We start from the raw sequence: 13,018 nt of genomic DNA, 5'->3' as shown, positions 1-13,018 counted from the left end.
CGACGGCCCCGGTCGCTCCCACGACCGCGAGCGTCGGCCTGCCGGTCATCGGCGCCTGCCGGTCATCGGCCCGCACCCCGGCTCATCGGCCGGTGCCACCGTAGACGACGGCCTCGTCGCTGTCGGAGTCCAGCCCGAAGGCGGTGTGCACGGCGCGGACGGCCTCGGGGACGTCGTCGGCGCGGGTGACCACCGAGATGCGGATCTCGGAGGTCGAGATCAGCTCGATGTTCACACCGGCGTCGCTGAGCGCCTCGAAGAACGCGGCGGTGACGCCCGGGTTGGTCTTCATACCGGCGCCGACCAGGGAGATCTTGCCGATCTGGTCGTCGTAGCGCAGGGAGTCGAAGCCGATGCCCGCGCGGTTCTTCTCCAGCGCGTCGATGGCCTTGCGGCCCTCGGTCTTCGGCAGCGTGAAGGAGATGTCCGTCAGGCCGGTGGAGGCGGCGGACACGTTCTGCACGACCATGTCGATGTTGATCTCGGCATCGGCGATGGTCCGGAAGATCGCGGCGGCCTCACCCGGCTTGTCCGGCACGCCGACGACCGTGATCTTGGCCTCGGAGGTGTCGTGCGCGACACCGGAGATGATGGCCTGCTCCACCTTCTTGTCCCCAATCGGTTCACTGCTGACCCACGTGCCCTGCAGTCCGCTGAAGGACGACCGGACGTGGATCGGGATGTTGTAGCGGCGGGCGTACTCGACACAGCGGTGGAGCAGCACCTTGGAACCGGAGGCCGCGAGCTCCAGCATGTCCTCGAAGGAGATCCAGTCGATCTTCTTCGCCTTCTTCACCACGCGAGGGTCGGCGGTGAAGACGCCGTCGACGTCGGTGTAGATCTCGCAGACCTCGGCGTCGAGCGCGGCGGCCAGCGCGACGGCGGTGGTGTCGGAACCGCCGCGGCCCAGCGTGGTGATGTCCTTCTTGTCCTGCGAGACACCCTGGAAACCGGCGACGATCGCGATGTTGCCCTCGTCGAGCGCCGTCCTGATCCGGCCCGGCGTGACGTCGATGATCCGGGCCTTGTTGTGGACCGAGTCGGTGATCACGCCTGCCTGGCTGCCGGTGAAGGACTGGGCCTCGTGGCCCAGGTTTTTGATCGCCATCGCCAGCAGGGCCATGGAGATCCGCTCCCCGGCGGTCAGCAGCATGTCGAATTCGCGCCCGGCAGGCATGGGAGAAACCTGCTCGGCGAGATCGATCAGCTCGTCCGTCGTGTCGCCCATCGCGGAAACGACGACGACAACCTGGTTGCCGTTCTTCTTCGCTTCCACGATCCGCTTGGCGACGCGCTTGATGCCCTCGGCATCGGCTACGGAGGAGCCTCCGTACTTCTGCACGACAAGGCCCACGTGCGCTCCTCGCTCGGTTCGTTTGTGTCGGCTCAGTCTATCGAGCGTCCGAATGACACCACCCTGCTCCCGCATGGTGAGACATCCGGACGTCCGCCCCCGGCACCTGCCCAGCCCGGCCGCCGGACACTCGGAACGTGCCCGGGGTCACAGCCGCGCGGGCCGCGCCCCCTACGCTCCCGGCCGGATCCCGAGCGGTCCGCCGATCTCCTCGGCCATCACCCGGCCCGCCTCGAACTCCAGGGTGTCGTCGCCCACGTCCGCCTGGTCGGTGTCGAGGCCGTCCAGCTCCTCCAGGGGCTGGTTGAGGCGGACGTGGATGAGGACGGACTGCAGGGCGCGCAGCGCGGCGGAGGCCGTCGGGCCCCAGTTGGAGAAGTACGAGAACTGCCACCACCACAGGGCCTCGGTGGTGCGGCCCGCACGGTAGTGGGCCATGCCGTGCCGCAGGTCGGTGATGATGTCGGCGAGGTCGTCGGAGAGCCGGGCCGGCACGGGCGCCTTGCGGGGCTCGTACGGGTCGAAGACCTCGGAGTAGACGTCGATCGGGTCCAGCAGGCGGGCGAAGTTCTCGCGCAGCTCGTCCACGTCCGGTTCGGGGCCCGGGTCGGGCTCGTAGCGGTCGTCGGGGACGATGTCCTCGTGGGCGCCCAGCCGGCCGCCGGCCAGCAGGAGCTGGGAGACCTCAAGGAGGAGGAAGGGGACGGCCGACTCGGGTTCGTCGCCCCTCGCCACCTCCGTGACGGCCACCAGGAAGCTCTCGACCTGGTCCGCGATCTGGACGACGAAATCGTCCGGGTTGTGTGCCGAGGCGTGCAGCGTGGCGTCAGACATCTAGGAGTCGTCTCCCCTCGAAGGCGCGGCCGAGGGTGACCTCGTCCGCGTATTCCAGGTCGCCACCCACCGGGAGGCCGCTGGCCAGGCGGGTGACCTTCAGGCCCATGGGCTTGATCATGCGCGCGAGGTACGTCGCCGTGGCCTCGCCTTCCAGATTCGGGTCCGTGGCCAGGATCAGTTCCGTGACCGTCCCGTCGGCCAACCGCGCGAGAAGTTCCCGTATACGCAGGTCGTCGGGCCCGACGCCCTCGATCGGGCTGATGGCGCCGCCGAGGACGTGGTACCGGCCGCGGAACTCACGGGTGCGCTCGATCGCGACGACGTCCTTGGGCTCCTCCACCACGCAGATGACGGCGGGGTCGCGGCGCGCGTCGCGGCAGATGCCGCACAGCTCCTCCTGCGCCACGTTGCCGCACACGGCGCAGAAGCGGACCTTCGCCTTGACCTCCAGGAGCGCCTGCGCGAGCCGCTTCACGTCCGTCGGCTCGGCCTGCAGGATGTGGAAGGCGATCCGCTGCGCGCTCTTGGGACCGACGCCGGGCAGCCGCCCCAGCTCGTCGATGAGGTCCTGGACCACGCCTTCGTACAACGGACTGCCCTTCCTGGAGACCTTCGGTACGTACGGTAGTCGGCTCCCGCCTCCGCTCGGAAGGCGGATGCCTCAGAACGGCAGACCCGGGATGCCGGTGCCGCCGCCCAGGCCCTGGGCGAGCGGGCCCAGCTTCTGCTGCTGGAGGGCCTGCGCGTTCTCGTTGGCCGCCTGGACGGCCGCCACGACCAGGTCGGCGAGGGTCTCGGCCGTCTCCTCGGGAGACGCGGCCTGCGGGTCCACCGCCTTCGGGTCGATCCTCAGCGCCCGCAGCTCGCCGGCACCGGTGACGGTGGCCCGGACCAGACCGCCGCCCGCCTGCCCGTCGACCTCCGTGTTCGCCAGTTCCTCCTGGGCCCGCTGCAGGTCCTGCTGCATCTTCTGGGCCTGCTGGAGCAACTGCTGCATATTGGCCTGGCCACCACCGGGAAACACGATCAGCTCCTTAGCGTCTTCTCCTTGAGCACGAGCCTACGTGGTCCACGCCCCCATCGCCCCGCCACTCTTTCGAGTGAGAAGTTCGGCAGTCGTATACCTGATCAAGGCCCTCTTCCGAGCGGAAAAGCCGGGAAAGCTCCCTCCCGGCCACCCGTTGGGCGGTAGGAAGGTGGCCGCGCGCCGACATGGAATGTCACGCAAAGTGACCGATGGTGAGCAGCGATCAGTGATCAGTAGGGAGTGCCGGGTGGGTCAGCCGGAGATGCAGCCCGAGCGTCCGCCTCAGGACGGGCGGGGCGAGGGGGCGGCCGGGCTGCGGCCGGGCGATCTGACCGGGCGTGCCTTCCCGCTCGGGGACTGGGGCGAGCCCGCCGAACGGCTCGACGAGCTGTACCGGTGGGTGGAACGGCGGGCACTGCAGACGGCGGCCTGGTACCTGCGGGACCGGGTCTGGAAGCGGCGCGGGGCGCGCGTGCTGCGGATCGGGGCGGCGGCGGGTGCGGTGGCGGGTGCGGCGCTGCCCCTGCTGGAACTGACCGGGGTGGCCGGCGCGGTGGCGCCCTGGGGCTGTCTGGCGCTGCTGCTCACGGCGGCCTGCGTCGGCGTCGACCGGTTCTTCGGGGTCACCTCGGGCTGGATGAGGGACGTCGCCACCGCGCAGGCGGTGCAACGGCGGCTGCAGGCGTTCCAGTTCGACTGGGCCTCGGAGAGCGTGCGGGAGGTGCTGGGCCCGGCGGAGGGCACGGCGAGCGAGGCGGCCGAGCGGTGCCTGTCGGTGCTGCGGCGCTTCTCGGAGGACATCACGGAGCTGGTGCGCGCGGAGACGACCGACTGGATGGTGGAGTTCCGCACGGGGTCGGCGCCGCTGGGCATCCAGACGGCGGTGGCGACGGTGCCGCGCCAGGAGGTCGGGGGCGGCGGGGGCCGCTACACCCTGCCCCCGGCGAACGGCAGCCGCCCGAACATGCCCCGGCAACGCCCCCCGGAGCCCCGCTAGCGTGATCCGGACGGCAGGCGCCGGGCCGGGCTACTGCTTGTCGTAGGTCAGGCTCTCCCCGCCGCCGCGCTTCTCCCGCTTCAGCCGCCCGTCCGGCAGCAGGGTGACCTCGGTGGCCTCGCCCGGGCTGCAGGAGGAGGCGGGCTCGCCGGTGGTGACGGTGGACGGTCCGATCTCCAACGGCCCGCTGCCGCCGGGTTCCCGGGCGAGCCGCGCCGCGAAGACGCAGTGGTACGACCCCCCGCCCCCGGCCGGCCCGTCCGCGACCAGCGTCAGCACGGTGTCGCCCACCTCGCCCTGCCGGATGGTCAGTTCGCGGGTGTTGGAACCGCTCGCGTTGTCGATGGTGGTCCGCCAGGTGCCCAGGTAGGCCTCCGGGACCGCCCCGGCGGCGGAGGCGGACGGCGACGGCGACGGCGACTCACCGGCCGGCGAGGCCGGGCCGGAGCCGTCCGGGGACGCGGAACCGGCGGTGTGCGCCGGACCGGGCCTGCCGTCGCCCTTGTCGTCGGTCCCGCCGCCGTTCTTCATCAGCGCGTACACCGAGCCGCCCGCGCCCAGCGCGACGACCAGCGCGATCACGACGAGCAGCGCGGTGGACCGCCCGTCGCGCCGCTCCGGCTCCGCCGGGACGCCGGCGGCCGCCGTCCCGTACGGCGCGGTGGCGCCGAACCCGCCGCCCGCTCCCGCAGGGGGGTGGTACGGCGGCTGGGCCCCGCCCCAGCCCCCGGGCCGGGGCGGATACCCGTACCCGGCGGGCTGCGGGTGCTGGGGGTGCGGCTGCGGGGCTCCGTAGGCCGCCCCGAACACGGGCGGTGCCGGGGGGAGGCCGGGCGGCGGGGTCCCGGGCGGGACGGCGGCCGGCAGGTGGCCGACGGGGGCGGCCGGGCCACCGTCGGACACGGGGGCGTGCTCGGGCGACGCGCCGACGCCGCCGGCGTCCGGCGCGGGCGGCGCGGGCGGCGCTTCCCCGCCGGGAGGAGCGGCGGCGCCCCGCTCCGGGTCCTCCACCTCCAGCAGCCGCACCGCGTGCCGTCCCAGTTGCGCGACGAGCGAACCGGGCAGCCAGGGGTCCCGGGAGCGGCCCCCGGTCACGGTGTCCTCCACCCCGGTGCGCTCCAGGATCGCGTCCAGCGAGGGCCGGCCGGCCGGCTGCTTGCGCAGGCAGTCCCGTACCAGGTCGGCGATCCCCTCCGGGACCCCGGTCAGATCCGGCTCCTCCTGCGCGATGCGGAACATCAGGGCGTGCACCCCACTGTCGGCGCCGCCGAAGGGCAGCACGCCGGTCGCCGCGTACGCCAGCACGGAGCCGAGGCAGAACACATCGCAGGCCGGGGTGATCCGGTCCCCGCGCACCTGCTCGGGCGCCATGAAACCGGGCGAGCCGATGAGCGCCCCGGTCCGGGTGAGCCCCTCCCCGCCGGCGGTCGCCGTCTCCCGGGCCCGGGCGATGCCGAAGTCGATCACGCGCGGGCCGTCGATGGTCACCAGCACGTTCGACGGCTTGAGGTCCCGGTGCACGATCCCGGCCGCGTGGATGTCCTTCAGCGCCTGCGCGAGGCCCGCCGCCAGGATCCGCACGGACCGCTCGGGCAGGGCCCCGTGGTCGTGCCCGACGACCTGCTGCAGGCTCGGTCCGGCCACGTAGCCGGTCGCCACCCACGGCACGGCCGCCTCGGTGTCCGCGTCCAGCACGGGCGCGGTCCAGTACCCTCCGACCCGGCGGGCGGCCTGCACCTCCTGCCGGAACCGCGCCCGGAACTCCTCGCGCGCCGCCAGCTCCTCGCGGACGAGCTTGACGGCGACGGTCCGCCCCCGGTCCGACCGGGCCAGGTACACGTTCCCCATGCCGCCCGCGCCGAGCCGTGCGAGCAGCCGGTAGGCCCCGATCCGCCCGGGATCCCCCGGTCCCAGCTTCTCCATCCCCGCGCCGCCTTCCCCCCATAGGTCTGCAGCGCAGAGGATAGTGCGGCGCCGTGACCGCGGTCCCGGTGCTGCGTCTACGGTTCCGTAACAGGCCGCTCGGGTGCGTCCGCGGGCTCGGCGAGGCAGTCCAGGACGGCCGACAGCCGCTCCAGCAGGCGAACCGCCTCGGCGAGATCCCGTTCCCCCATCGCCTCGGCCAGCCGGTCGGCGAGGGCCGCGTGCCCGGGGCCGATCCGCGCGACGGCCGCGTGCCCCTCCCGGGTGGGCGCGAGGAGCTTGGCCCGCCGGTGGGCCGGGTTGGGCCGGTACTCGGCGAGGCCCCGGTCCACCAGCAGGTCGGCGACCCGCTGCACACTCTGCCGGGTGATGCCCATGGCCCGGGCGATGCCGGCCACCGGCAGCGGCTCGGCCAGCACGGCCCCGAGCACCTGCCACCAGGCGGCGGTGAGCCCGGCCGGCCGGGCCAGTTCCTCGGAGACGGACAGGAACTGGCCGTTCAGCCGGAAGACCCCGAGCGCGCTGCGGCTGAGCAGCTCCTGCCGTTCCCGGCTCACGGGGCGCCGGCGCCGTGCAGGACGGCGTACGCGGCCGGGTCGGAGTCGTGGAACAGCCGGTACCAGGCGTCCAGGACCTCCCCCTCGTAGACCCCGAGGCGGCTGAGGACCTCGCGGGCGAAGGCGACGGGTTCGGTGGGCCCGGCGGTGATCAGGTCGCCGTCGGTCACCGCGTCGGCCTCGGTGTAGTGGCCGGCGCCCGCGTAGCCGGTGGCCGCCAGGTAGAAGGGGGCGGCACTGGTGTGGGCGCGGTCGTCGAGCAGTCCTTCGCGGGCGAGTCCGACGGTGGCCCCGCAGATCGCGGCGACGGGGACGCCCGCGTCGAGGAAGGCGCGGGCGGTGCGGGCGAAGGGGGCGAGGTCGTCGGAGGTGTCCCACAGGTCGGCGCCCGGCAGGATCAGCAGGGCGCTGTCCTCGGGGCGCAGTTCGCCGAGGGCGAGGTCCGGCTGGATGCGGAGCCCGCCGATGCTGGTGACCGGTGCCCGGCCCGGTCCGACGGTCCGGACCGGGTGGCCGGCCCGGGCGAGCCAGGCGGTGGCGTGTCCCGTCTCCCAGTCGGCGAGGGAGTCGTAGACGGCGAGGTGTACGGGTGTGCGGCTCACGGCGGCCTCCTCGATCAGTTGGATGACAGCACGCTGACATGTCGACAGGATGCTGTCAAATCTCGCCACTACTCTCCCCGCTACCCGGACCGGCCGCGGGGTCCCGTCGACAACCTGTCGCGGATTGCCGCCGTCCACGGAACAGGACGCCGATATACCTTCCGCATCGCGGACACCTACGCTCACCCGCATGACCCCTCAGCCCAGCCCCGAAGCCGGCGCCGCGGTGAAGGCCGCGGACCGCGCGCACGTCTTCCACTCCTGGTCCGCCCAGGACCTCATCGACCCCCTCGCCGTCGCCGGCGCGGAGGGGTCGTACTTCTGGGACTACGACGGCACGCGGTACCTCGACTTCACCAGCGGCCTCGTCTTCACCAACATCGGCTACCAGCACCCCGAGGTCGTCGCCGCGATCCAGGAGCAGGCCGCGAAGCTGACCACCTTCGCGCCCGCCTTCGCCGTCGAGGCCCGCTCGGAGGCGGCCCGCCTGATCGCCGAGCGGACCCCGGGCGACCTGGACAAGATCTTCTTCACCAACGGCGGCGCGGACGCGGTGGAGCACGCGGTGCGCATGGCCCGGCTGCACACGGGCCGCCCGAAGGTGCTCTCCGCCTACCGCTCGTACCACGGCGGCACCCAGCAGGCCGTCAACATCACCGGCGACCCGCGCCGCTGGGCCTCCGACGGCGCCGCCGCCGGCGTCGTCCACTTCTGGGCGCCGTTCCTCTACCGCTCGCGCTTCTACGCCGAGACCGAGGAGCAGGAGTGCGCCCGGGCGCTGGAGCACCTGGAGACGACCATCGCCTTCGAGGGGCCCGGGACGATCGCCGCGATCATCCTGGAGACCGTCCCCGGCACCGCCGGGATCATGGTGCCGCCGCTCGGCTACCTGGCCGGCGTGCGCGAACTGTGCGACAAGTACGGCATCGTCTTCATCCTGGACGAGGTGATGGCCGGCTTCGGCCGCACCGGCGAGTGGTTCGCGGCCGACCTGTTCGGCGTCGTCCCCGACCTGATGACCTTCGCCAAGGGCGTGAACTCCGGTTACGTGCCGCTCGGCGGTGTGGCCGTCTCCCAGGAGATCGCCGAGACCTTCGGCAAGCGGCCCTACCCCGGCGGGCTCACCTACTCCGGGCACCCGCTGGCCTGCGCCGCCGCCGTCGCCACGATCAATGTGATGGCGCGGGAGGGCGTGGTCGAGAACGCCAGGCTGCTCGGCGAGACCGTCGTCGGCCCCGGCCTCGCCGCACTGGCCGAGCGGCACCCGAGCGTGGGCGAGGTGCGCGGCGTCGGCATGTTCTGGGCACTGGAGCTGGTGCGCAGCCGGGAGACCCGCGAACCCCTGGTGCCGTACAACGCGGCCGGCGAGGCGAACGCCCCCATGGCCGCGTTCGCCGCCGCCGCCAAGCGGAACGGGCTGTGGCCCTTCGTGAACATGAACCGCACCCACGTGGTGCCGCCGTGCAATGCCACCGAGGCCGAGCTGAAGGCGGGCCTGGCCGCGCTCGACGCCGCGCTGAGCGTCGCCGACGAACACACGGTGTGACCGTACCGGGCCTGCCGCCGGGCCGCTCCGAACGCGTAAGGTGACGTGCTCGTAAGAAACAAGGACCCACGAAATCGCGGATCCGTGCGAGTACCCACCCGGACGTGTGAGGAGAGGCCCGGACCATGCCCGGCAACGGCACCGTGACGCGCAGTACCCTGCGCCAGCAGATCGCGGACGCGCTCCGTGACGAGGTGCTGGCCGGGCGGCTGCGTCCGGGCCGGGCGTTCACCGTCAAGGAGATAGCCGACCAGTACGGCGTCTCCGCCACCCCCGTCCGCGAGGCGCTGGTCGACCTGTCGGCGCAGGGCATCCTGGAGGCCGACCAGCACCGCGGCTTCCGGGTGCCCGAGTACTCGCTCACCGACTACCGGAACATGATCGAGGCCCGCAGCCTGGTCACCGACGGCATGTTCCAGGCCCTCACCACCGGCCACCCCGCCTTCGGCACCCCGCCCGGGGACCCGCGCACGGCCACCGCCCTGACCACCGTGCGCCGCCGCGGCGAGGAGGCGCAGCGCGCCGCGACCGCCGGCGACATCACCGTCCTCATCGGCTACGACCTGCGGTTCTGGCGCGAGCTGAGCGCCCTGTTCGGCAACCCCTACCTCGGCGACTTCCTGCACCGCCTGCGCGTGCAGTCCTGGGTGTGCGCGGTGCAGCACCTGCTGCGCCTGCCCGACCTGCGCGGCCGGCTCTGGTCCGGGCACACCGAACTGGTCGACGCGCTGGCCCGGCGCGAGGCCGAGGCCGCCCGCGCGATCGTCGCCGACGCCAACGCGCACTCCCTGGCACTGCTGGAACACCTGACCAAGGGGTAAGTGACCGGTACGGCCCCTCCGAGCCGTCCGAGGGGAGCCGCCCCGGGGCCGTACCGACTACCCTTCCCTGACGACCCGCTGCCGTGCGTGATCACGCGCCTGCCGATGCGAGGAGCCCTCTTTGGCCTGTGACCTGTGGCTGGTACCGCTCGTGGACGTGTTGTGCCACACCCCGGACAACCCCTTCGCCGAGGAACTCGCGCAGTACGACAAGGCCCTGGCCGAGGCCGGTCTGCCACCGGTGCCGGTGTACCAGTACATGCCGGGCCTGTCCGGTGACGTCGCCCCGGTCGCCGGTTTCGACTACGACGCCCTGCACTTCCTGCGCCGGGTCTACCTGCTCCAGGTCTGCGGGCTGCCGGTGACACCGGTGGACGAACTGGGCGGCGACTACGAGCAGTTGCTGGAGATGTTCGAGTCGACCGCCCAGCAGTCGCACCTGGTCTGGCACTACGACCACGCCGGCGCCTACGTCCCCGTGGACTTCCCGCACCCGCTGTCCAACGAGGAACTCCTCGCCGGCGGCGGCCCCTTGGGCTCCGCCCAGACACTGCTGCGGGAACTGGAGTACGTCGCCCCGTCCATCGGCATCGACCCGGCCAACCCCCCGGCGCCCCCCGCCGCGCCCGCGGCCCCCACGGAACTCGAGGAACCGGCCGTCCCGGCGCCCTACGACCCCAGCCCCTTCGCCCGCGAACGCCACGTCTGGCTGGGCCTGCACGCGGCCGCCACCCGCTCGCTGGCCCAGGGCTCGATGATCGTCTTCAGCTGAGGCCCGGGCCTACGCCGGCGGGCGGGGGGCGCGGGCGATGAGGCGGATCTCCGGGGGCCACAGCACGCCCGCCGCCAGCAGCAGGGACGGGCCGAGGTGCACCGGGCACACCAGCAGGGGCTGCCTGTTGTGGCGGGCGACCTCGAAGACGGCGGGGTCGGAGCAGTCCGTGCCGCCGGCCCGGTGCCCCTCACCGCCGTACGGTCCCCGGCACAGCGCGCTCCGGTGGACGCCCACACGTCCATTGTCCACCGGGTACGACGACGGAACCGCCCGCCGGCGGCGCCCGGTGAGGGCGGGCCGGCGGGCGGTTCCGTGCGGTGCCCGGCGCTGCCTACAGGAACGAGTTGATCTCGATCGTCTCGTCCCGGCCCGGGCCCACGCCGATCGCGGAGATCGGGGCGCCGGACATCTCCTCCAGCGCCTTGACGTACGCCTGGGCGTTCTTCGGCAGGTCGGAGAAGGACTTCGCCTTGCTGATGTCCTCGCTCCAGCCCGGCAGCATCTCGTAGACCGGCTTCGCGTGGTGGAAGTCGGTCTGCGAGTAGGGCAGCTCCTCGACGCGCTTGCCGTCGATCTCGTACGCCACGCAGACCGGGATCTGCTCCCAGCCGGTGAGGACGTCGAGCTTGGTGAGGAAGAAGTCGGTCAGGCCGTTGACGCGGGTCGCGTAGCGGGCGATGACCGCGTCGAACCAGCCGCAGCGGCGGTCGCGGCCGGTGGTGACGCCCCGCTCGCCGCCGATGCGGCGCAGCGCCTCGCCGTCCTCGTCGAACAGCTCGGTCGGGAACGGTCCCGCGCCGACACGGGTCGTGTAGGCCTTGAGGATGCCGATGACCCGGCTGATCTTCGTCGGTCCCACGCCGGCGCCGGTGCAGGCACCGCCCGCGGTCGGGTTGCTGGACGTCACGAACGGGTAGGTGCCGTGGTCGATGTCCAGCAGGGTGCCCTGGCCGCCCTCGAAGAGCACGACCTTGTCGTCCTCCAGGGCCTGGTTCAGGACCAGCACCGTGTCGGCGACGTACGGCTTGATCTGCTCGGCGTAGCCCAGCAGCTCCTCGACCACCTGCTCGGCGGCGATGGCGCGCCGGTTGTAGAGCTTGGTGAGGATCTGGTTCTTGACGTCGAGGGCGGCCTCCACCTTCTGCTGGAGGATCGACTCGTCGTACAGGTCCTGGACCCGGATGCCGACGCGGTTGATCTTGTCCGCGTAGGTCGGGCCGATGCCGCGGCCGGTCGTGCCGATCTTGCGCTTGCCGAGGAAGCGTTCCGTCACCTTGTCGACGGTCACGTTGTACGGCGTGATGATGTGCGCGTTGCCGCTGATCAAGAGCTTGGACGTGTCGACGCCACGCTCGTTCAGACCGCTCAGCTCGGAGAGCAGGACCGACGGGTCGACGACGACGCCGTTGCCGATGACCGGAACACACGAAGGCGAGAGGATTCCGGAAGGGAGCAGGTGCAGTGCGTACTTCTGGTCGCCGACGACCACCGTATGGCCGGCGTTGTTGCCGCCCTGGTAACGCACCACATAGTCGACGGAGCCACCGAGCAGGTCCGTCGCCTTTCCCTTGCCTTCGTCACCCCACTGAGCACCGAGCAGCACAAGTGCGGGCACGCGCGTACACCCCTTCCGGGCGGGGCATGTCCATGGTCGGGGGCATGGGCGTAAGGTTCACCGCCGCGTACCACCGCGACCGTCTTCGGTCGCACAACCGTCGGACCGGATGCCCCGGAATAGACGAAGCCCCTGGCGCAATAGCGCAAGGGGCTCTTGCACAAAGATGCTACCCGAGGAAGCGAGGCAGGACCGAGGTGGCGACCTTCGCGACGTCCGATCAGCTGCTGGTGATCGTCGATCCGGCCGCGCGGCAGACGGACGGGGAGTCCGTGCGCATCGCGAAAGACGTGCTCAGCGCGGGTGCGGCGACCAAGGTGTGTCTCCCGGAGGGGCCGGAGGAGTTCGCCCGCGCACTGGGCCGAAGGGGGTCCCGGCGGCCGGTCCTGATCGGTGACGACCGGGCGCTGGTGCGGGCCGTCACGCTGCTGCACCGGCAGCGGGAGCTGGCCGGGTGCGCGCTGGCGGTGGTGCCCGTGGGCGACACCGCGCTCATGGAGTCGCTCGGGGTGCCCGGCGGCGCGGTGGCGGCGGCGCGGGCGGTGCTGGACGGGACCGAGCGGCGGCTGGACCTGCTGGTCGACGACAGCGACGGGGTGGTGCTGGGCGCGCTGGGCATTCCGCCGGCGCCGGTCCGGGAGCCGGTCGCCCCGGGGCCGGTCGCCCCGGAACGGCCCTGGTTCCGCTCCCTGGCCCGCACCCTGGGCGCCCGTCCCGCCCGGCTGCCCGCCGTCCCCTCCCCCGGGGTGACCCGGCTGCGGGTGGAGGTCGACGGGGAGCCGGTGGTGGACCTGGGCCAGCCGGTGGAGGCCGTGTCGGTGGCCCCGGGCCCGGGCGGAGTGGCCTCGGTGGAGGTGCGCCCCCTGTCGGTGGGCGCCGAGGCGACACCGCTGCTGGTTTCCGGCCGCACGGTGACGGTCACGGGCGCGGACTTCCGCTACCGGGCCGACGCGACGGTCTCGGG

The 13,018-nt window shown here is 72.6% G+C and carries 14 protein-coding genes; 5 read left to right on the top strand and 9 right to left on the bottom strand.

The genetic code is table 11. The features are described 5' to 3' along the window. Positions 1 to 82: 82 nt before the first annotated feature. The 4 genes from IE312_RS15020 to IE312_RS15005 all read right to left on the bottom strand — a co-directional run bounded on the left by IE312_RS15020 (position 83) and on the right by IE312_RS15005 (position 3,215). Complete coding sequence (locus IE312_RS15020; protein ID WP_189982270.1) at positions 83 to 1,354, bottom strand: aspartate kinase; 1,272 nt, start codon at positions 1,352 to 1,354, stop codon at positions 83 to 85. 171 nt (positions 1,355 to 1,525) lie between these two features. After that, positions 1,526 to 2,188, bottom strand: a complete 663-nt coding sequence (locus tag IE312_RS15015) for a DUF5063 domain-containing protein (protein WP_189981988.1) — start codon at positions 2,186 to 2,188, stop codon at positions 1,526 to 1,528. Continuing rightward, the gene (gene recR / locus IE312_RS15010; protein ID WP_161297263.1) at positions 2,181 to 2,780 is read right to left on the bottom strand and encodes a recombination mediator RecR; all 600 of its coding nucleotides are present in this window, start codon (positions 2,778 to 2,780) and stop codon (positions 2,181 to 2,183) included. Before recR ends, IE312_RS15015 begins: the two co-directional genes overlap by 8 nt. 72 nt (positions 2,781 to 2,852) lie before the next feature. Further along, positions 2,853 to 3,215 (bottom strand): YbaB/EbfC family nucleoid-associated protein, encoded by a 363-nt coding sequence (locus tag IE312_RS15005; protein ID WP_189981986.1) that lies wholly within the window; start codon positions 3,213 to 3,215, stop codon positions 2,853 to 2,855. 250 nt (positions 3,216 to 3,465) lie between these two features. Here IE312_RS15005 and IE312_RS15000 point away from each other — a divergent pair, with 250 nt between their 5' ends. Next, a complete protein-coding gene (locus IE312_RS15000) occupies positions 3,466 to 4,215 on the top strand; it encodes an SLATT domain-containing protein (protein WP_189981984.1) in 750 nt (249 codons plus the stop codon). A gap of 30 nt (positions 4,216 to 4,245) precedes the next feature. Here the strand turns inward: IE312_RS15000 and IE312_RS14995 are convergent, their stop codons facing one another. From IE312_RS14995 to IE312_RS14985, 3 genes are all read right to left on the bottom strand, one after another. Continuing rightward, a complete protein-coding gene (locus IE312_RS14995; RefSeq protein WP_189981982.1) occupies positions 4,246 to 6,138 on the bottom strand; it encodes a serine/threonine-protein kinase in 1,893 nt (630 codons plus the stop codon). A 77-nt stretch (positions 6,139 to 6,215) separates the two neighbouring features. After that, entirely contained in the window at positions 6,216 to 6,695 is a 480-nt protein-coding gene (locus IE312_RS14990; protein ID WP_189981980.1) for a MarR family winged helix-turn-helix transcriptional regulator, read from the bottom strand. Next, positions 6,692 to 7,297, bottom strand: a complete 606-nt coding sequence (locus IE312_RS14985) for a DJ-1/PfpI family protein (RefSeq protein ID WP_189981978.1) — start codon at positions 7,295 to 7,297, stop codon at positions 6,692 to 6,694. The genes IE312_RS14990 and IE312_RS14985 overlap by 4 nt, the downstream gene beginning before the upstream one ends. 190 nt (positions 7,298 to 7,487) lie before the next feature. On the opposite strand from IE312_RS14985, the gene IE312_RS14980 reads away from it, so the two are divergent. The 3 genes from IE312_RS14980 (at position 7,488) to IE312_RS14970 (ending at position 10,436) form a co-directional block, all read left to right on the top strand. Beyond that, on the top strand, positions 7,488 to 8,843 hold the full coding sequence (locus tag IE312_RS14980; RefSeq protein WP_189981976.1) for an aspartate aminotransferase family protein: 1,356 nt from the start codon (positions 7,488 to 7,490) through the stop codon (positions 8,841 to 8,843). Positions 8,844 to 8,968: 125 nt separating this feature from the next. After that, positions 8,969 to 9,664 (top strand): GntR family transcriptional regulator, encoded by a 696-nt coding sequence (locus IE312_RS14975; protein ID WP_189981975.1) that lies wholly within the window; start codon positions 8,969 to 8,971, stop codon positions 9,662 to 9,664. Positions 9,665 to 9,785: 121 nt separating this feature from the next. Beyond that, positions 9,786 to 10,436, top strand: a complete 651-nt coding sequence (locus IE312_RS14970) for a putative DNA-mimic protein (protein WP_189981973.1) — start codon at positions 9,786 to 9,788, stop codon at positions 10,434 to 10,436. 9 nt (positions 10,437 to 10,445) lie between these two features. Here the strand turns inward: IE312_RS14970 and IE312_RS14965 are convergent, their stop codons facing one another. Next, entirely contained in the window at positions 10,446 to 10,673 is a 228-nt protein-coding gene (locus tag IE312_RS14965) for a hypothetical protein (protein ID WP_189981970.1), read from the bottom strand. A 97-nt stretch (positions 10,674 to 10,770) separates the two neighbouring features. Continuing rightward, positions 10,771 to 12,054 carry an adenylosuccinate synthase gene (locus tag IE312_RS14960; RefSeq protein ID WP_189981968.1) on the bottom strand — a complete coding sequence of 428 codons (1,284 nt, stop codon included), beginning with the start codon at positions 12,052 to 12,054 and terminating at the stop codon, positions 10,771 to 10,773. 197 nt (positions 12,055 to 12,251) lie between these two features. Here IE312_RS14960 and IE312_RS14955 point away from each other — a divergent pair. Continuing rightward, positions 12,252 to 13,018: diacylglycerol kinase (locus tag IE312_RS14955; RefSeq protein WP_229899773.1), on the top strand; the 767-nt coding region annotated here is incomplete at its 3' end.

Origin of the sequence: Streptomyces capoamus (assembly GCF_014654935.1) — a bacterium.
Classification (GTDB): domain Bacteria; phylum Actinomycetota; class Actinomycetes; order Streptomycetales; family Streptomycetaceae; genus Streptomyces; species Streptomyces capoamus.
This window is presented reverse-complemented; position numbering and strand designations above follow the sequence as displayed.

What these genes read in the sequence shown, in the direction of transcription:
- IE312_RS14980 (WP_189981976.1), top strand. Translation starts at nt 7,488, where the DNA reads ATGACCCCTCAGCCCAGCCCCGAAGCCGGCGCCGCGGTGAAGGCCGCG.
- IE312_RS15015 (WP_189981988.1), bottom strand. Translation starts at nt 2,188, where the DNA reads ATGTCTGACGCCACGCTGCACGCCTCGGCACACAACCCGGACGATTTC.
- IE312_RS14975 (WP_189981975.1), top strand. Translation starts at nt 8,969, where the DNA reads ATGCCCGGCAACGGCACCGTGACGCGCAGTACCCTGCGCCAGCAGATC.
- IE312_RS14995 (WP_189981982.1), bottom strand. Translation starts at nt 6,138, where the DNA reads ATGGAGAAGCTGGGACCGGGGGATCCCGGGCGGATCGGGGCCTACCGG.